Raw genomic sequence first — 18,733 nt, forward strand, 5'->3', positions numbered from 1 at the left:
ATGGTCCAGAGCGAACTCTACCGACGTGGCTACGAGCAGCTGAAGGCAGGCAACTACGAGGAGGCGAAGCGTCTCTTCCGGGAGAACGAGGAGAAGGCCGGCACCGCCGCCGAGACCAAGTCCTTGTTGCGCCAGGCGGAGACGCTGCTCGCCAAGGGCGACGTCAACGCCGCCGCAGCGCTCTACGAGAAGCTCCTGGAGCGCAACCCGGGTCTGCCCGAAGTCTACCTCGGGCTGACCCGCATCAGCCTCTTCACCGGCCAGCGGGACGCGGCGCGGGTGCACGCCACCGCGGCCACCCGGCTCGGGCCGGAGCAAGGCCTGGCCTGGGCCCTGCTCGGCATGGTGCACGAGGCGGAGGGAGACATGCCCACCGCCCTGCAGCACCTGAAGAAGGCCTCGGAGGTATCGCCCTCGGTCTTCCTGTGCCAGTTCAACTACGGCCGGGTGCTGGCCGCGGCCGGCCGCCCCGCCGAGGGCATCGTCCCGCTCAAGCGCGCCACCGAGCTGGAGCCGAACAACCCGGACGGCTTCTACACGCTCGGCATCCTCTTCAAGCAGGCCCGCCAGTACGAGAACGCGCTCAAGGCCTTCGAGAAGGCGAAGGATCTGGCCCCCAAGAACGTGGACGCCTGGGCCACGCTCGCGGACGTGCTCTTCGAGGTGAAGGAGTTCCAGGCGGCGCGCGACATCCTGGACCGGGGCCTCGCGGCCTGCGGAGACCATCCGGCGCTGCTGGAGAAGGCGCTGGCCACGGCGATGATGCTCTCGGATGCCGAGGGTGCCATCGGCTACGTGGAGCGCGAGCTCAAGGTGGTGCCGAACCACGAGCAGGGCTGGCTCAACCTGGCCCACCTGCTGCTGCTCACCAAGGACTTCGACAAGAGCGAGCAAGCGGCGCGCGAGCTGCTCCAGCGCAACCCGAAGAACTGGGAGGCGTGGTTCCACCTGGGCAACCTCTACGAGGCCGTCCCCGCCGAGGCGAAGGCCGAGGAGGCCTACCGCAAGGCCATCGAGCTGGCCCCCGACAGCTGGAAGCCCCTGGCCAACCTCGCCGGGCTCTTCATCCAGATGGACTCGCGCGCCAAGAACTCCGAGGCCATTCCCCTGCTGGAGCAGGCGCAGATGCTCGCGCCCAAGGGCGAGTGGCGCGTGCAGTACAACCTGGCGCTCGGCTACACCAAGCTCGGCAAGCGCGAGCGCGCCCTGGAGCTCGCCCGGAAGATCCAGCGCGAAGCCCCCGCCAGCGACCCCATGGTCGCCGAGGCCCGCAAGCTGGAGTCCAACCTGCTCGAGGCGGCCGCACGCCACTGAGCGCGGCCGTGGCCCGGCTCTCCGTCAGAAGCCGGTGAGCACGAAGAGGGAGCGCTGCCCGTTGACGGCGTAGGCAATGGCCTTGCCGTCCGGGGACACGTCCACATCCTTGAAGGCCGTGCCCTGCTTCAGCAGCTTGCGCGTCGGCGCCCCGCTGCCGTTGAGCGTGATCAGCTCCAGGCCCTCGTCGGTCACGGCCGCGAGCTGGTTGCCATCCGGGAACCAGTCCGCCGAGCTCAGGTAGTTGCTCGTGTCGAGCGCCGTCGTCGTCGTGTCGCTCTCCAGACTGCGAATCCGGATGTCGTCGTTGGAGAAGTCCCGGTAGAGCAGCTTCTTCCCATCCGGAGAGAAGCGCAGCCCGTACACGTTGCTCTGCGAGGCGATCTCCCGCTTCGTGTTGTCCGCCAGCTTGAGCAGCACCACGTCATACGCCTGGTACCCCAGGTACTGGCCGTCCGCGGACACGTCGAGGCCCTTGGGCGCCTGGAACGGCTTGATGACCTGGCGGGGAGTGCCTCCCGTGGACGCCACCGCGTTCACCGCCTCGTCGCGCGAGAAGAAGAGCTCCCCGCTGGTGGGGTGCCACGCGCTCTCGCAGAAGGTGTCGCACCGGTCCGAGAGCACCTGGAGGTTCTTCCCATCCCGGCCGATGACCGCCAGCGAGGGCGACCCCGCGTTGTGGTTGAACGACAGCCGCTGCCCATCTGGCGAGAAGCGCGGCGAGCCCGCCGTCACGCCCGCGGGCATGGTGATTTCCTGCACCTGCACGCCGCCCGTGGGATTCGGGTTGGGGTTCGGGTTGGGATCCGGATCGGGTCCCTCCGAGTTCGACTTACACGCGGCGAGCCACAGGACGCAGGCGAGGGTCAGGTAACGCAGGGAAGGCCTCCTTGAGAAGACAGCCCCCCATCATACCCTCCACGGATCCAGCTACTATGGGGTCCGGGTGAACTTGGGAGTGAAGGCACACGTCGTCATCCTTGGCCTGCTGCTCGCGCTGGTAGGGCCCGCGCATGCCCAGGGGAGTCCCCCGCGCCGCCCTCCCCTCGTCTTCAGCGGCAACCTCGTGCTGAATGACGAGGTCTACCTGGCCGTGCTCGATCTGCCGCCGGACTTCGCGCCCGACAAGAGCGGCGCCGCCCTGGTGCGCTCCCGGCTGCTCACGTTCCTGCACCGCGCGGGCTACGAGCTGGCGCGCGTCGAGACGGCGGTGGAGGGCAACCGCATCCTCGTGGACATCGACGAGGGGCGCGTCGAGAAGCTCATCCTCCGAGGCCAGGGCTCGCTGCGCACGGTGCAGGTGCTGCTGAGCCTGAGCCTGCCACACAACGTCTTCAACCGGCCCTACCTCGAGCGGCAGCTGGCGGATCTGCACGCGCAGAGCGGCGTGGAGTTCGAGTGCTTCAAGAAGGAGCCCACCGGCACGAAGCCGAGCACGGGGACGGAGTGCTTCAAGCTGGTACCCACCAGCGAGGTGAAGCACGTAGGTCCCCAGGTGGAGGACCTGGGTCCCATCGTCGATGACATTGGCCGGTTCGTCGGCCATCCCCTCATCCCTCCCCGCGCGGACTACGAGCTGCACATCTTCCTGCGCCGCCGAGAGTGGGCCACGGGGCTGGGCGTCGTCGCGGGGCTCGGCGGCGGAGAGGGCCTGCGGCTGGGCGCCGAGTACCGCGGTGAGGGGCTCGCCCTCGCGAAGGATCGCTGGAGCGCCGGCGCGCAGCTCGGGGCGAAGATCCGCTCGCGCATCTCCAATGACCGGGCATACCTGGCGCTGACCCGTGCCCAGGCGGAGCTGCACTGGTACACGCCGCGCCTGCGCCTCGGCCTGCGGCCCGTGCTGACGGCCCGCGGGGAGCTCATCAGCCGCCAGCGCCCCGACATCGGGCTGGAGAGCTACTACGCCATGCGCGCGCAGCTCACGCTGGGCCTGAGCTATGACTTGTTCCGAGGTGCCACGGTGGCCCTGGGAGTGGGGGGCGAGGAGCTCGACGTCTTCGGGCTGAAGCCGGCAATGGAGGGCGTGGGCCCTGCCGCGGGCGTGGGCCCGAGCTCCACGCTGCGCCCCTACCTGAGCAGCACGGCGCACCTGGTGTTCGACATGGATGAGGTCCGCCGGGATCGCCGCACCGAGCTCGAGTTCAACGGGCGCCAATACCCGCGCGAGTCCGGGCGCGGCTACGGCGTCATCTCGTACCGGTTCCAGCGCGTCAACGAGGTGGGCTGGCATGATCTGATGCTCACGAGCCGGGGCGCCTGGCTCTGGGGCAACGTGCCCTTCATCGAGGAGCAGCCCGTGGGCGGCCTGCACGTGCGCGGCGTCTTCGATGATCGCTTCTACGCCAAGCACGTGGCCAGCGGAGGCATGGAGGTGCGCTTCTCCCTCACGCGCGACATCTACAAGGTGGGGGGGTTCGCGGACGTGGCCGTGTTCGGGGAGCTCGATCGGGGCAGCGGCTCCGAGAAGCCCCGCGTGGTGGGCAGCGCGGGCCCGAGCTTCCACGTGCTCATCGCGGACGTCTTCCAGTTGGATCTCTATTACGCGCTCGGGTTCGCGGGCCACGGAGAGGCCGAGCGCGGCTTCACGGCGGCCCTCCGGCAAGCGTTCTGACGGCACGGGCCCGCAAGCCCCGCGCGGCTCACGGGCTGCCCGGCGTGGGCGGCGGCGGCGGCGGCGGCGTCAGGATGTACGGCTCGGGCTGCTGCTGCTGCTGCGGAGCGACCGGAGCGCCGCTGAGCGGGGTCAGCTCGTAGAGGCGCTCGGGCTTGTAGCCCATGATCCACAGGAACGGCACGAGCACGAAGAAGCCGCCAATGCACGGCCCGACCTGGAACTCCTCGTTGCGAACGAAGAAGGTCTCGTAGTCCTCGTAGCCCTCGCGGCGCAGCTTCACACGCGTGGTGGAGCTGACCGTCTTGGTGTCCGTATGGACGTAGGGGGTCTGCCCCACTTTGCTGCCGTCGATGTAGACGGTCGCGCCAGAGGGATCACTGCGAATGACGGTGCTGCTGGCGCAGGCCGTGGAGAACACGAGCGCGGTGCAGGTCGCCGCCAACCGGAGGGGAACTCGCGAAGGAGAAGACATGGGCGGGCGGGATAGTGGGGCCCTGCCACGGTGTCAACCCGGCAAGACGAGTTCCCCCACTTCATGGACAGGCGCCGCAGTCGACGCCGCAGCTCTGAGCCGTGCTGCCCGAGCCACAGCGCTCGGTCATCTGGCACACGCCATCTCCGCACTGGAAGATCTCCCGGGGCTGGATGCGCGTGGTGATGGGGAGGAAGGAGGTGCCCTGGTACGTGCACTGCGTGTAGTAGGTGCCCGAGGCGTCCAGCGTGCAGAAGTCCGAGCAGAACCCCACGTGGACCAGTGGGGCGCAGTCGGAGCTCTGCGCCTGCGAGGAGAGCCCACACGCCCGGGTGGTGCTCTCACTGGCGCTCAGCAGCGGCCGATCGTTGGCGACGTAGAGCCCATCGCCGGAGAAGAGGTTGCCGAAGAAGCACGCCTCCCGAATGGAGAACAAGGCGAGCTCGTCGGCCGTGAAGGGCATGGGCTGGCCCTGGGCGCTCGAGCCCAGCACGGAGAGGGAGACATGGAGCCCGAACTTGTTCACATGCGCGGCCAGGCACGCGGAGACGATCTGCTGCTCCGGCACGCTCGGGAGCTGCCCCAGGCTCCAGTGAGGAGCCAACCCCAGCTCCCCCTTCCAGCGGTAGCGCTGCCCCGTCACCGGGTTGTCGTAGGCCAGCGACTGCCCGTCCTCCATCGCGCACCGGACCAGGTAGCCCATGACGGAGGTACTCAGCGCGGGGTTCTCATTGAACCACACGAGGAACTCCTTCGTGGCCAACCCGTTCGTCGACAGCCCGTTGGTGGACAGGCCGTTCGTCGACAATCCGTTCGTCGACAACCCATTCGTCGACAGCCCGTTGAGCGCCCAGAGTTCCTGCTCCTCCCAGAGGAGCGCCTCCTCGGAAGCGGCACCGGGCTCGATGGGCCCACAGGCCCACAGGCTCGTCATCCACAGCATGAGCGGGAGCTTCCGCCCCCACTGAACACTCCCATCACGACGATCCAGAACATCCCCCCGAAGCATGGCGTCCTCCTGTGCGAGTGCTGCGGCGGCCCCGGTGGCACAGTCCACACCCGGCGCTCACGCGCGGGATACAGGGCCAAAGCAGCGGGCTGGGCACATTAGGGATAACCTTGAAGATGCGGGACCCCCTCCACTGTTGGCTGGCGCCACCCGTCGATCGGTGATCGCTTGAGTCGATCGGCGCGGAACACTCGCAGCGGAAAACACGCGCCCGTCAACGCCTCCTTCGTCTCCAAGGGAGGGAGCACGCGGCGCGCCGTTCAACGCTGCTGAACGAGGGTTCCTGGTTCCCGCTCGCCGCGCAGCATGAGAGACTGTAGGTAGGCTCGCGTGGACGACTCACGGGGTCTCAGGTGATTCTCCGCATGAGCGAACAGGTCAACGAGGGCGGCGCTGTCGGACTGACCCCCTCGAAGCGAGACATCCTCGAACGCGCCTGGTCCAAGTATTGGTACTTCGCGGAGGAGGCGCTGCCGGGACGCGTGGAGGAGCTGCTGCGGCTGTTGCCGGCCGCGCGGACGTACGGGCTGACGGCGCCGCTGGAGAACTTCCTGAAGCGGCACACGGACGAGGTGCTCTCCATCGTCCTGGACGTGCCGCTGGAGAGCCCAGAGCGGCGGGCCAGCTCCGTGAACTGGACGCAGAAGCTGATCGCCGCGTGCACACCGGATCCTCAGGCGGTGGACCAGTTCTGCATCCCCGCGCTGCCGGAGCCGTACATGAGCTGGCTGCAGGGCACCTCGCTGCTGCAGGGCTTCTCCTCGCCGTGGCAGGGGCCGCTGCACTCGGCGTGGCTGAACCACTACCTGGATGATCCGTTCGCGTCGCTGGGCTTCATCCGGGCGAGTGAGCTGCTGGAGAAGCTGCGGAAGCGGCCGGTGCGTCCGCCGGACTTCCACTGGGCCCTGCGGCGATTCCGGGCGTACCTGCGGCTGACGCTGCCCAAGGGGGCGCCCATCCCCAGCAAGGCGCAGTTGGAGCAGTTCGCGGACGAGCACCTGGGGCCGCGCTTCGAGCAGTACCTCGAGTTCCTGGCGCCCATCGCCGCGCGCGAGAGCGGCGTGTTCACTTGGCAGACGAAGTACGGGTAGGCGCTCCCTTCGAGGTGGGTGCGGTAGAGTTCACTCTCCGCCAAGGTGCCCCCATGCCCACCCGCTTTCGTTTCGCCGCGCTGCTCGGTGCGGCCGTCCTGCTGTGCGCGTGTCCCCCCAAGAAGAATCCCGCCGAGGAGCCGCCCGTCGCGGATGGCGCGGGGTTTCCGCTCGAGTACGCCACGCCCCGCGTCGAAGGCGGCGATCCGCGGGTGCTCCAGCAGGTGGAGGCGATGGGCGACAGCGTCTACCTGGACACCGTCAACGTGTTCGTCTCGTTCGACAAGCGCCGCACCTGGAAGGAGATCAACGCCGCGGCACTCGGCTCCATCACGAAGTGGGTCTTCGTCACGCCGACGGCGGGCCTCGCCCTTACCGGCAAGCACGGCCTGGCCTACATCGAGCTGGACAAGGACATCATCTACTACCTCAACAATGAGCCAGCCTGGAGCGCGTGGGGGTACCGCGAGGATGGAACCCTGTTCACCGTGCGGGAGCAGGTGGATCCCGGCTCGCCCCAGAGGGGTGACGAGAAGGTGCGGGTGTGGCTCGGGCGCCGACGGGACTTCACCCAGGACGCGCCCTGGCCCGAGGTGGAGCTGCCGGGCCTCCCGTTCAGCTACCGCACGTACCGAAGCTCCGTGCACTTCGGCGCGGACGGGGCGCTCTACGTGGCCTCGTACTTCGGGCTCCAGGTGTCACGGGATGAGGGCCAGACCTGGCAGCAGGTGCCGGTGATGCCGGACGAGCAAGGCTCGATCGACTGGAGCGGCGTGGATCTGTTCGTGACGCGCGCGGGCACCCTCTTCGCGCGCACACCGAACACGTCCTTCGTCTCGCGCGACGGCGGCACGAGCTGGGCGCAAGCACCGATGCCGGGGGGGCTGGCGAACCGGTCCTCGATGATGAAGATGGAGGAGCCCGTCCCCGGCGAGCTGCACTTCCGGGACGTGGCCTACCGCTCCACCGACGAGGGGCGCAGCTACCAGCAGGTCTTCACGCTGGAGCGCTACGGGTTCACGCACTCCCTGGAGACGCTCTTCTTCCGGGGCGGCGAGTACTATTTCAACCTGAACTTGTTCAGCAACTTCGTCGGGGCCACGCCGGACACGGCGCTCGGCATCCTGAATCCCCCCCAGGTCAGCGCTCTGGGTCCGTCCAACCTGAGCCGCGCCTTCCCTCTGGGCGGTGGGCGCTACGCGGGGCTCTGGAACCGATCCGTCATCACCTACACCCCGGGTGACGTCGAGTGGAAGGTGGAGCACTTCTTCGACAACACGTACTTCCTTCACCGGCTGCGCGACGGGCGTCTGGCGCTCGCGCACCACCTGGGCCTGCGCTTCTCACGAGACGAGGGGGTCACGTGGAGCGAGCCGCTCCGGCTGTCGGGTGCGAGCACCAACTCGGTCTCCATCAAGGCGCTCGTGGAGGCACAGGGGAGACTGTTCGTGAGCGGGCCCGATAACGCCTCCTGCAGGACACGCGCGCTGCTGGAGAGCCGCGACGAGGGCGCGAGCTGGCAGCCCGTCACCGCGCAGATCATCCAGAATCCCGAGCAGTCGCCGGTGAGCCTCAGCTACCAGCCGGAGGTGACCACCGCGGACGGGAGCGGCCGGCTCCTGGGCTCCGTGTCGGATCTATCCAGTTGCCGGGCCGAGGGCTCCTTCGCCGTGAGCTCGGAGGACCTGGGCCGCACTTGGCAGGGATTCAAGGACCGCGTGCCGCTCGCCGCGACGAGCAGCGGCAACCTGCTGGCCATCCAGGACGACTCGGCGGGAGAGGCCGTCCTGCTGCGGGCTCGTTCGAGCGACGAGTGGAGGCCCTTCGGAGCACCGAAAGTCGACGGGGTGACGGTCCCCAACCTCTTCGTGGGCCAGCCCTTCATCCACGTGGACGCCGAGGACTTCGTCTATTTCGTGGACGGTCAACGCGTGCTGAAGTCGACCCAGCCGGTGAGGTGACGAGGAAGGGCGTCTCGGTCTCCGGCTTCACGCGGGTCAGGGTCTGGACGGCCACGTTGCCATCCGGGCCCACATAGGCCACGTCCTGGCCGAGCACCGCGAGCGGCAGCTCCTTTCGCCTCGAATCCTCGGGCCACACGTCCTCCTGTCTCTTGGACGCGAGCCAGCGCGCCTTCGCCGGGTCGCTCACGTCCGCCAGGAGCAGCCGCCCTAAGGAGTCAACAACCGCGAGGAGCGCTGCCCCCACGAAGGCCACCTCTCCCAGCCGGACATCCGGGCGCTCCAGCCGTGCCACCGTCTCGCCGCTGCGGGGATCGATGACCCGAATAGAGCACTGCGCATCGCGGTAGTTATCGCTTCCATCCACGCTGACGGCGATCCAGCCACGCTCGGAGACGGCGAGCCCCCGTACAATCCCCTCTCCTTCGTCGCTCTCGATCTCGAGCGATATGTCGCGGATCGCCTCCGGTGTGCTCCCCAGCCTCCAAAGGTGGAGGGCCTTGTCCACAGTCACCAGCCATGCGTCCTTCGGACCAAAGGCGCACGCCTGTGCTGGCTCGTCGTGCGGAAGCTCCGCGATGCGCGAGCGCCGCTTCAGATCCCACAGCTCGACGTTCTCCTGGGCCGGCGCCGCGAGCAGCGTGCCTCCTCGCGAGAGGGCAAGAGCGCCAGAGGCGTACGTGGAGAGCTCGAAGACCGAGGACACTTTCGGATCGAGTTTCTTCCCGACAAAGATCCGCTCGTAGTCCAGCCGCACCAGCAACCCCGACGCGAGTCCCTTCACGTCGGTGGGAGGAAACTCCGCTGGAATCTCTGTCATCTCGCCCGTCGCGCGATTCCACGAGACGTAGGATTTCGGCGACGCGGCCACCACCGCTTTCGGGGTGAGCGTGAGACCCAGGATCGGCACCGGCGCCGCATCCTTCACAACGGGCTTTCCGTCCTTCGCCGACCAGACGCTCAGGGCCCCGGCAGTGGAGCCGGTAGCGAGCCAGCGGCCATCGGGAGAGAGTACGGTGGCCGAGCCCTGGTCATGCCGCGGGGGGACCTCGATTGTCAGCTCCTCGGCCCGGTCCGCGATGCGCCAGGAGCGCAACCGGTGCTCGTTGCCCAACGAGAACGCACGCGCTCCATCCGGAGAGAAGCAGACCCACCGGCACCCCGCATCGCTCCCCTCCTGGAACGCGTGCCGACCCACGAAGGACGACACGAGCCGGGGGCTGTCCAGCTGCAACAGCTCGATCTTTCCGGTCCCATGGCCCACGAGGAGGCTCTCTGCCGTGGGCGAGAACGCGAGGGCGAGCACTTTGGTGTCCTTGTGCTTCGCCCGCTCCTTCCCGCTGCGCACGTCATACAGGCGGGTCATCCCCTTCGAAGAACCTGTCGCCAGCAGCCCGCCGTCCGCGCTGAAGGCGACGGCGTAGATGTCCCCTTCCTTCTCTTTCACGGTGTGGACGACCTTGCCCCGCTTCGTCTCCCGGATCTGGGCGGTCGCCTTCTCCACGGTGGCGAGCCACGCGCCGTCCGGACTCACTGCGGCGAGGTGGAGATCCTGGTGGCCCTTCACCGTCCAGACCGTCTTCCCGCTCGCGGAGATCCGGTGGATCTTCCCCCACGACGAGGCGATGAGGTCCCCATCCGGCAAGACGCGGATGCCGCTCCAGACACCTGGGAGCTCTTGCTGGGCGACGATGGCGCCGCTCTTCGCGCCGAAGGACACGCACCGGGAGAAGTCCTCCCCTGGAACAATCGCCACCAGGGTGCGCGAGTCCGGGGAGAAGGAAATCCCCATGAAGGTGCCAGGAGCGTTGAAGCGGGCCGAGCCATAGACGCGACGAGCGGTCATGGCAGTGTCATCTAACGCAATCAGTCCGGCAGTTCGAGCGGCTCAGCGCCAGAATGATCCTGTCCTGCAAGCCACACATTGAGCGGCCGAGGACACGGGCCATGGTGGAGGTTTCTCACTGTTGCTATCAGGGACCAACCGCGCCGGCAGCGCGAAGGAGACCCCGTCATGACGCCCAACGCATCCGCATCTTCTGTGCGCTACACGCTCCCCTGGAGAGTGACCGCAGCAGCATGGCTGCTCACGCTCGGAGGATGCAGTTCCACTCCCGAACCGCCACCCCAGCTCCCATGCGAGAGCTTCCGTGGACGAACCCTGGAGGAGGCGCAAATCACCGGGGCCGAGCTCGTCGCCGCCTCCGGCTCGATGCTTGAATACTGCAAGGTCACGGGCACGCTTCCCCCCTCTCTCGACTTCGAAGTGCGTCTGCCCACGGCGTGGAATGAAAAGACGCTCTATGCTGGAGGCGGCGGCTTCGACGGGTCAATTCCCAGCACAGACTCCTATACGTCGAGAGGCTATGCCTCCATCGCCTCGAATGGCGGACATACGGCCGATGTCGTGGACGCCTCATTCGCCCTGGATGCCCAGAAGCTCAACGACTTCGCGTACCTCTCCACCCACCGCGTGCTGCCCATCGCAAAGACGCTCATCCAGGAGCGCTACGGCAAGAGCGCCCGAAAGACCTACTTCGAGGGGTGCTCCAATGGGGGCCGGGAGGCGCTGATCGAAGCACAGCGGTGGCCGGAAGACTTCGATGGAATCATCTCCCGAGCTCCCGCCTACAACTTCGTGGAGCTGATGATTGCCTTCAACCAGATCACCCAGCAGCTCGTGAAGCCTGGCGCCCATCTTCCTCCCGAGAAGCTCCGGCTCCTAGGCAAGGCGGTCCTCGATGCGTGTGATGCGAAGGATGGCGTCGCGGACGGCATCCTTTCCCTTTCCTCGGCCTGCCAGTTCGATCCCTCCGTCCTCCAGTGCGCCGGGGCTGACCAGGATGACTGTCTGACAGCCGTGCAGGTGAGCTCCGCCAAGACGATCTACTCCCCCACGCTTCTCAACGGCACGGTCATCAATCCGGGATGGCCTGCCGGAGGAGAGGCCGATCCGGAGGGCTGGGGCGTCTGGCTCACGGGCGATGGAAACGCCATCCTCTCCGTTGCCAACTTCTTCGGGAGCAGCATGGTCAAGTACTTCATCACCCGGGATCCGAACTTCGACCCGCTGACCTTCGAGCCCAACGCCTGGCAGTCACGGATCAACGAGACAGTGGCGTTGGTGTCGGCCAACAACCCAGACCTGGGACGGTTCCGGGCGCGAAGCGGGAAGTTGATTCTCTGGCACGGAGGGGCCGATCCGGCCATCAGCGAGACGGGGACGGCGGAGTATTACAAGCGCGTGGTCCAGGCCGCAGGCGGGCAGGCCGCGGCGGACGCGTTCGTCGAGTACTTCCCCGCTCCGGGGGTCAATCACTGCGGAGGTGGGGCTGGCGCCGACACGGTGGATCTCCTCACCGCCCTGGAGAACTGGGTCGAGAAGGGCGTGGCTCCTTCCCAAGCGAAGCTCGTGGCGACGAAGTTCAATCAGACAGGTGCGAGCGTCCTCTCCAGGCCTCTGTGCAAGTACCCGCGCTATCCCAGGTACAAGGGCACGGGAGATATCCACTCGGCCGATAGCTTCACCTGCGTCGACCCCTGATACTTCGAAAGAAAAGCATTGGGGTCTTGAAGAAAAATCGTCATTCACTCGTAGTGAAGCCTGCGGCCAGCCGCCAGCCCCTCCAACCCTTGCATCCTGGGGCGCGCGTCTGGCCAAGGACTCCCACTCAATTCCTGGGTGGGGTTGCACGAGGCAGAAGCCCCATGACGATTGACAACCACACCATCGAGCTCGCTCAACACAAATTCGTCACGAAACCCAGACGTGCTTCACCTCCAAGAGGGGGAGGCCGTGGGACCTTGTACTCGTTGCTCTCACTGTGTGCGGTACTGGCGGCCTGCGGCGCGAGCCAAACGGGCGAGCTCGAAGAGAGCCTCGCTCCCACGAACGCCAGAACCTCCGCCGCCGCGCTCGAGCTGTCGCCGGCGTCCCCAGTGAATCCCATACCGGGAGTCGTTCAAGCGGAGTACCAATCCGCGATCGCGGCAGGCAATGGCTTCTACTTCGTGGTCTGGACGGGCACCTCGGACATCTTGGGCGTTCGCATCAACGCCCTCGATGGAACGCCGCTGGATGCCAGTCCTATCTCCATCGCGACAGGGGCCGCCCAGCAGACGGCACCCGCGGTGGCCTTCGACGGCACCCACTTCCTGGTGGTCTGGGAACAGGGCGCGGGAAACACCGAGCACCTCATTTACGGGACTCGCGTGAGGGCCTCGGATGGTGCGGTGATCGACACGCCCTTCCTCATCAGCCGGATTCCCTATGGGCGCTATGGCACCTTTAGCCAGAGCCGACCGGCCGTGGCTTTCGATGGGACGAACTTCCTGGTGGTCTGGGAAGGCGTCTCCCCCATCTCCAGCATCTACGACTACGTCGGAGGCATCCAGGGTATCCGTGTGCGGGCCTCGGATGGGACCGTCATCGAGTCCACCCGCTTCGTCATCGGTTCTCCCCTCGGGAACGAGTCCTCATCGGGAGTTGGGGCCCGCGCCCGCGTGGCCTACAGGGACGGGAACTACCTGGTGACCTGGGCGAAGAATGGGACCGTTCTGGCAGCCCGTATCGAAGCGCAGGGGGGACAGCTGTTGGACAGCAGCCCCCTGATCGTGGGGTCTGGCAGCTTCCCGGCAGTGACCGCTCGGGACGGAGAGTTCCTGGTGGTGTGGTACGGCTCCAGCGCCCTGAAGGCCCGGCAGCTGAACTCCACGAGTGGCGCCCTGCTGGGTTCCGCGGACATCCTCGTGGGCCAGTTCCCCGTGAGTGCCCCGGAGGTCACCTTCGACGGGCAGGACTACCGGATTCTCTGGGAGGGCGTGCGCGGAGGGATGGGTCTCAAGTTCGTCGCCTCGCGGCTGTCAACGCAGGGGACGGTGGCCACCTCCGCGGAGGTGGAACTCTCCAACCTGACGATGGGCACAGGTCTGGAGCGTGGAGGAATCGCCGCGGTGGCTCCGGGCCGGTTCCTGACGAGCTACTACGGACCTGACGCGAGCGGGATGGCCCGAACCTTCCTGCGGCGCGTGACGGATCTCCCGGAGTGCACGACGGGGGAGCTCAGCCTGGAGATCCAGGGCTCGGCGGAGCTGGTGCTGGAGTGCGGCTCGGGCACCTACAGCGATGCGGGCGCCCTCGCGTTCGACGGGTGCGGCAACCCTTTGACGGTGCACGGGTACAACACGGGCAATGACTCGAGCGGGCCGGGGCCCAACCTGAGCCAGGAGGGCACCTACTCGGTCTCGTACGCCGCGTGGGGTACCAACGGTGGCCAGGCGTTCGCGACGCGGACGGTGATCGTAGACGACCGGACGGCCCCGACGCTCACGCTCATTGGCCCGGCCATCATGACGCACACGTGTGGCAGCCAGTGGGTGGATCCCGGCGTGCAGGCGACGGACGCGTGCTACGGGAACCTCACGCCGCAGGTGTGGCACACCGGCGAGGTGAATGGCTGGGCGGTGGGCACGTACACGGTGACGTACACGCTGACGGACAGCGGCGGTAACAGCGCTCCGCCCGTCACGCGCACCGTGAATGTCGTCAACTGCCCCTGGTAGCGAAGAAGACGGAAGCAGCCTGCCCCCTCACTGTGGCACGGGGAGGGGGCAGGAGTTCCTCAACGGCCTTGCGCACGCTCGACCCGGACCCACAACTCGGGGTCCTCGAGCCGCTTCGCGATGGCCGCGGCGCGGGCCAGCGTGCTCGCAGAGGCCGGTGTCCCCTGGATGCGCGCGACCATCAGCAGGCCCATCACCCGCAGGCGCACGTACCCACCGTCGCCCGCATGCTCGCAGGCACGCTGCGCCATCCTGAGCGCCTCCTCGCGGGCACCTTGACGATGGAGACCGAACGCCAGCCCAGCGTCTCGGCGATAGCTGGCAAAGGAATGCACGTCCTCGACTGGCAGGGAGCGATACAGCGCGAGCGCTCGGGAGAAGTCGCCCCGCCGGTTGGCATCGAAGGCCTCGTGATCGATCAGGCGAGCCTGGAAGCACGCAGCGTCCGCTGGGTCCAGCTCCGCTCGGGCTGAGTCCAGAACGCTTCGGGCGCTCTCCAGGTGTGGGCGCGCCGCGGCCTCCGCGCGCTTCCGTGCTCCGTCACGAGGGCTTCCACGCAGTCGGCCCACGTGTAGCCGATGGGCGCCTGGGTCTCGGTGGAGCGCTGTCCGGTTTATGGGTTCGCCCTACGGATGCGTGTGGGACGACTTCGCGGTCCGCGAGCCCGCCGAGGCCGAGGCTCGCCTTGCAGCAGCCGCGGCAGCGCTCCCCGAGGATCTCCGGGCACGCCTTCCGATGCCTCCGGCTGGCGAGGGCCGGGCCCCCTGGTACCGCGGCACCTTCCACGTCAACCTCCCGGACGCGCCTGACGGCCATGCCGTGGTGGAGCTCAAGGACGGGCGCGTGCGGCTGGAGACGGTCTCCGCTGGCCTGCAGCCGCGCGCGTGACGGCTACGTCCCCTTCCCGCCCGTCCATCGCAGCGGGAGCGACGTCACGCCCCGGATGGTGAGGTTGTCGATCCACTGCAGCTTCGCCTCGTCGACGTGGAGTTCCGGCAGCCGCTCCACCATCGCCGCGAGCGCGATCTGCCCTTCCAACCTTCCCAACGCCGCGCCCAAACAGAAGTGGATGCCATAGCCGAGCGACAGGTGCCGGTTCTCGCGGCGCGTGATGTCGAAGCGATCTGGCTCCGAGAACTGGAGCGGGTCGCGGTTGCACGCGCCCATCACCATGAAGACGCGGTCGCCCTTCCGCACCGTGCGGCCGTGGTACTCGACATCCTCCAACGCCACGCGGCCCATGCGCTGCACCGGGCTGTCGTAGCGCAGCACCTCTTCGATCGCGGCCGGCACCCGCTCCGGCGACGCGCGCAACAGCCGGTACTGCTCCGGGTGCCGCGCGAGCGCGATGACCGCGTTGCCAATGAGGTTGGTGGTCGTCTCGTGGCCGCCGAACAGGAGGGTCACGCAGGTCGCTAACAGCTCCGCCTCCGAGAGGCTCTCGCCCTCATCCCTCACTGCGAGCAGTTGGGACATCAGGTTCGGCTTCGGTGCGCGCCGGTGCTCCTCCATCACGATGCGGAGGTAGCCCTCCATCTCGACCACTGCCCGCACCGCTCGGCCGGCGATCTCCGGCCCGAGCTGGCTCGCGCCCATGAACGACGCGATGGCGTCCGACCAGCCCTTGAGCAGATGGGAGTCCTGCGCCGGCACGCCCAGCATGTCGGCGATGACGATGGTCGGCAGCGGATACGCCAGGTCCGCGATGACGTCGAGGTGCTCGCTCGCGCTGTGGCGGTCGAGCAGTTCGCTCACCAGCGACTGGATGCGCGGGCGCATCGCCTCCACCGCGCGGGGGGTGAAGGCCTTGCTGATCAGCCCACGCAGCCGCGTGTGGTCCGGCGGATCCAGCAACAGCGTCCAGCGCGAGAGGTTGTCGATGAGCGGCTTGAGCTTCTCCTTCACTGCGTCCGGCAGCTTCGCCGCGTAGCCCGAGCTGCGGTTCGCCGACAGCCGCCGATCCTTGAACGCGCTCTCCGCGTCGGCGTAGCGCGTGAGCAGCCACGCGTTCCACGCTTCGCTGAAGTACGCGGGCTCGGTCTCCTGGAGCTGGCGGTAGAGCGGATAGGGGTCCCGCCGCGCTGCTGGGGTGGAGAAGTCGAGGAGGGGCATCCGGCGTTTATTGCACCCGAGCGCTTGTCCCCTCCAGGGCAAAAAAAATCGGAGCGGACGATGTCGAGAAAAACGACACGGCTCCGACCTGGGGTTGAAAGCGCCAATGAGGGCGCCTCAACCCGGAGAATTCACATGGTGACCGCCGAAGCCCTTCAGCCCTCCCCTGCTCCCTCGCATGCCAACGCCCCGCGTCAACTGCTCCGCCGCATCGGTGCCGTGCTTGCGGGTCTGTTCGCGATCTTCGCCGTCACGACAGCGACCGACGTGGTGATGCATCTGTCCGGGGTGTTCCCGTCCATGGACGCTCCCCCCATGTCCAATGCGCTGTTCCTGTTCGCCTTCTCGTACCGCTTCGTCTACGACGTGGCGGGCTGCTACCTCACCGCGCGTCTCGCTCCGGCGCGACCGATGTGGCATGCGCTGGTGCTGGGCACCATCGGGCTGTGCGTGAGCCTCGTGGGCGCAGTGGCCATGTGGGGCGCTGGGCCGGCCTGGTACACGCTCGGCCTCGCGGCAAGTGCCTTGCCCTGCGCATGGCTGGGCGGGCGCCTCGGCCAACGGGAATAGCTCCGGCCAGGCAGGTGCCCTCCACCAGACGGTAACCGACGAGGCCCTGCTGCGAATGGCGACCGTGGTCAGACTCTCATCTACGAGCCTCAAAATGAGAGCGACTTCCTCCGCTTCCCGCTCGGCCCCCTGCACACGTTCCGGATGGAGCAGGGCAAGCCTATCGTGTCCCCTTCCGGGAACGAGGCTCCTCCAACGCGCTGAAGCCGCGAGCCTGGGAAGCAGATCCACCACAGAGAGGAGAAAGCCATGAAGCAGCGAATGAACATTCCCGCAGTGGCCCCTGGGGCCTATCAGGCCTTGCTGGGACTGGAGAAATACCTGCACGGGTGCGGTCTGGAGGAGCCGCTGCTTCACCTCATCAAACTGCGCGCCTCACAGCTCAACGGCTGCGCCTACTGCATCGACATGCACTGGAAGGATGCACGGTCCTTGGGGGAGACGGAGCAGCGCCTGTACGGGCTCGATGCCTGGGCCGAGAGCCCCTACTACACCGAGCGCGAGCGGGCGGCGTTCCTGTGGACCGAGTCCGTCACGCACCTGTCACAGGGACACGTGCCGGACTCCGTCTACGAGGCCGTGAAGCCCCACTTCTCCGAGAAGGAGCTGGCCGACCTGACACTGGCCATCGCCGCCATCAACGCGTGGAACCGGATCTCCATCTCCAGCCGCACAGTCCCCGGTGCATAAACGGCGGCGGCGATCGCGCGCCTGATCTTGGAGGGGCTACCCCTCCTCTTCGCGCATCACCGTCTGTCCCATGGAGGCAAGCAGCGGCATATTGGTAGCGGTGATGTACTGGACGCTACTGTCCTCGGCGGCGCAGTGCTGGTGCCAGCACCACGGCGGCGTATAGAGCGAGTCCCCAGCCTCCCAGTCGAAGCGCTGCCCCTCGATAAGGGAGTAGCCCTTCCCCGAGATGACGTACATCAGCGCTTCATAGGCATGCCGGTGGTTGGAGGTTTTTCCGCCCGGGGCGAGCTCCCCGATGCTGCAACTCAACGTCTTGCTCGGAGCCCGGAGGGGAAAGACTGGGTGCCCTCGCTCTGCCGAGAAATCCCGCGCGGTGGAGCTCCCTCGCACCGCCTTGTGCAGGCAAGCCGCATCTGGCTGCCGCGCCGGGATAACCGTCAGTGAGTTGCGATTCTTCGAGGTGTCCGAGAATGACTCGGAGCCCCCCCCCTGCGTCACCGTGTTCGACTGAGCCATGGGTCTCTCCTGGAGAGGATCTCTCAAGCAGCCTGGGAAGCCTTCTCTGCGCGCCTCTGAAGACGGGCGTGCATGTGATCGAAGAAGTTCTTTCGTGCGTCGAGTGCCTTCAACGTTCCCACCGCCAGCCCCATGCGCCCCTCGAAGCCCTGTGCCAGGTCCACGGCGATCTGCCGTAGGACCTTGGCGTGATCGTCATCCACCATCGCATGCAGATCGAAGAAGACGCGATCGCGAATGCTCAAGCCGGGCCAGGCCTTCTGGATGCCCTTGAGCAGGTACGCGTACATGAAGCGGACAATCCCCTCGGTGGCGACGCCCAGAGCGCCCACCGCCTGCTCTTGGGAGCCCGTGCTGCAGACCCCATGGAACGTCTCGATCCACGCCACGGTGGCCACGTCCGGCTTGCTCTCGAGGATCTGCTTCGCGTCCATTCCCACAGCGACCAGGAAGCGGCGGAAGAGGAGCGGGTGCGGGTAGCGCACATCATCGGGGTTGATGCCCGCCTGGCGCAGCTCTGCTTCGTGAGCAGGATCCAACTTGCCGATCTCCTCGGAGAGGTTGCCCATCAGCGCCGCGCGGTGCTGGGGTTGCTCCAGCCGCGAGGAGACCGCGGTCAGGTACTGAGTAAACCGGTAACTGTAGAAGTAGTATTGGGAGAGCAGGTCTCGGAGTGCCGCTCCCATGTCGTGAAACTCTCCCCGCTCGATGGCCAGGAGCAGGGGATGGTTGGCCGCTGGGGATTGAATGGCCAGCATTTGGAGATTGGCCACGAACTCTTCCGCAGAGAGGTTGGCCCAAACCAATTCGGTCATTGTT

17 protein-coding genes are annotated in these 18,733 nt (G+C 67.2%); 9 read left to right on the forward strand and 8 right to left on the reverse strand.

All coding sequences use genetic code 11. The features are described from left to right. A complete protein-coding gene (locus DB31_RS03500; RefSeq protein ID WP_044181839.1) occupies positions 1-1,314 on the forward strand; it encodes a tetratricopeptide repeat protein in 1,314 nt (437 codons plus the stop codon). A 24-nt stretch (positions 1,315-1,338) separates the two neighbouring features. On the opposite strand, the gene DB31_RS03505 is transcribed toward DB31_RS03500, so the two are convergent. After that, a complete protein-coding gene (locus DB31_RS03505; RefSeq protein WP_044181841.1) occupies positions 1,339-2,061 on the reverse strand; it encodes a TolB family protein in 723 nt (240 codons plus the stop codon). A 211-nt stretch (positions 2,062-2,272) separates the two neighbouring features. Here DB31_RS03505 and DB31_RS03510 point away from each other — a divergent pair, with 211 nt between their 5' ends. Beyond that, a complete protein-coding gene (locus DB31_RS03510; RefSeq protein WP_044181843.1) occupies positions 2,273-3,925 on the forward strand; it encodes a hypothetical protein in 1,653 nt (550 codons plus the stop codon). Between the two features lie 28 nt (positions 3,926-3,953). Here DB31_RS03510 and DB31_RS03515 read toward each other — a convergent pair whose 3' ends face one another. Both DB31_RS03515 and DB31_RS03520 read right to left on the reverse strand, forming a co-directional pair. Next, positions 3,954-4,400, reverse strand: coding sequence for a PEGA domain-containing protein (locus tag DB31_RS03515; RefSeq protein ID WP_083967981.1), 447 nt, complete (start codon positions 4,398-4,400; stop codon positions 3,954-3,956). A gap of 61 nt (positions 4,401-4,461) precedes the next feature. Next, positions 4,462-5,409, reverse strand: a complete 948-nt coding sequence (locus tag DB31_RS03520; protein WP_044181845.1) for a hypothetical protein — start codon at positions 5,407-5,409, stop codon at positions 4,462-4,464. Between the two features lie 365 nt (positions 5,410-5,774). Here DB31_RS03520 and DB31_RS03525 point away from each other — a divergent pair, with 365 nt between their 5' ends. Both DB31_RS03525 and DB31_RS03530 read left to right on the forward strand, forming a co-directional pair. Continuing rightward, entirely contained in the window at positions 5,775-6,500 is a 726-nt protein-coding gene (locus DB31_RS03525; protein ID WP_044181848.1) for a hypothetical protein, read from the forward strand. 53 nt (positions 6,501-6,553) lie between these two features. After that, positions 6,554-8,461 carry a sialidase family protein gene (locus DB31_RS03530; protein ID WP_044181851.1) on the forward strand — a complete coding sequence of 636 codons (1,908 nt, stop codon included), beginning with the start codon at positions 6,554-6,556 and terminating at the stop codon, positions 8,459-8,461. Here the strand turns inward: DB31_RS03530 and DB31_RS03535 are convergent. After that, on the reverse strand, positions 8,382-10,307 hold the full coding sequence (locus tag DB31_RS03535) for a WD40 repeat domain-containing protein (RefSeq protein WP_052419678.1): 1,926 nt from the start codon (positions 10,305-10,307) through the stop codon (positions 8,382-8,384). The genes DB31_RS03530 and DB31_RS03535 overlap by 80 nt on opposite strands. Before the next feature lie 168 nt (positions 10,308-10,475). Here DB31_RS03535 and DB31_RS03540 point away from each other — a divergent pair, with 168 nt between their 5' ends. Then, complete coding sequence (locus tag DB31_RS03540) at positions 10,476-12,005, forward strand: tannase/feruloyl esterase family alpha/beta hydrolase (RefSeq protein WP_052419679.1); 1,530 nt, start codon at positions 10,476-10,478, stop codon at positions 12,003-12,005. A 260-nt stretch (positions 12,006-12,265) separates the two neighbouring features. Next, positions 12,266-14,023, forward strand: a complete 1,758-nt coding sequence (locus DB31_RS49870; RefSeq protein WP_052419680.1) for a DUF5011 domain-containing protein — start codon at positions 12,266-12,268, stop codon at positions 14,021-14,023. 59 nt (positions 14,024-14,082) lie between these two features. Here DB31_RS49870 and DB31_RS03550 read toward each other — a convergent pair whose 3' ends face one another. Further along, entirely contained in the window at positions 14,083-14,592 is a 510-nt protein-coding gene (locus tag DB31_RS03550) for a hypothetical protein (protein ID WP_044181856.1), read from the reverse strand. A 46-nt stretch (positions 14,593-14,638) separates the two neighbouring features. Here DB31_RS03550 and DB31_RS48545 point away from each other — a divergent pair, with 46 nt between their 5' ends. After that, entirely contained in the window at positions 14,639-14,911 is a 273-nt protein-coding gene (locus DB31_RS48545) for a hypothetical protein (RefSeq protein ID WP_157231786.1), read from the forward strand. A 3-nt stretch (positions 14,912-14,914) separates the two neighbouring features. Here DB31_RS48545 and DB31_RS03555 read toward each other — a convergent pair whose 3' ends face one another. Next, the gene (locus DB31_RS03555; protein WP_044181859.1) at positions 14,915-16,135 is read right to left on the reverse strand and encodes a cytochrome P450; all 1,221 of its coding nucleotides are present in this window, start codon (positions 16,133-16,135) and stop codon (positions 14,915-14,917) included. A 135-nt stretch (positions 16,136-16,270) separates the two neighbouring features. On the opposite strand from DB31_RS03555, the gene DB31_RS03560 reads away from it, so the two are divergent. After that, on the forward strand, positions 16,271-16,705 hold the full coding sequence (locus tag DB31_RS03560; RefSeq protein WP_044181863.1) for a hypothetical protein: 435 nt from the start codon (positions 16,271-16,273) through the stop codon (positions 16,703-16,705). Between the two features lie 249 nt (positions 16,706-16,954). Continuing rightward, positions 16,955-17,395, forward strand: coding sequence for a carboxymuconolactone decarboxylase family protein (locus DB31_RS03565; RefSeq protein ID WP_044181866.1), 441 nt, complete (start codon positions 16,955-16,957; stop codon positions 17,393-17,395). Between the two features lie 36 nt (positions 17,396-17,431). Here DB31_RS03565 and DB31_RS03570 read toward each other — a convergent pair whose 3' ends face one another. Continuing rightward, a complete protein-coding gene (locus tag DB31_RS03570) occupies positions 17,432-17,914 on the reverse strand; it encodes a cupin domain-containing protein (protein WP_044181869.1) in 483 nt (160 codons plus the stop codon). Between the two features lie 23 nt (positions 17,915-17,937). Then, a complete protein-coding gene (locus tag DB31_RS03575; RefSeq protein WP_240486497.1) occupies positions 17,938-18,687 on the reverse strand; it encodes an iron-containing redox enzyme family protein in 750 nt (249 codons plus the stop codon). Positions 18,688-18,733: the final 46 nt, after the last annotated feature.

This window comes from Hyalangium minutum (genome assembly GCF_000737315.1).
GTDB classification, from domain to species: domain Bacteria; phylum Myxococcota; class Myxococcia; order Myxococcales; family Myxococcaceae; genus Hyalangium; species Hyalangium minutum.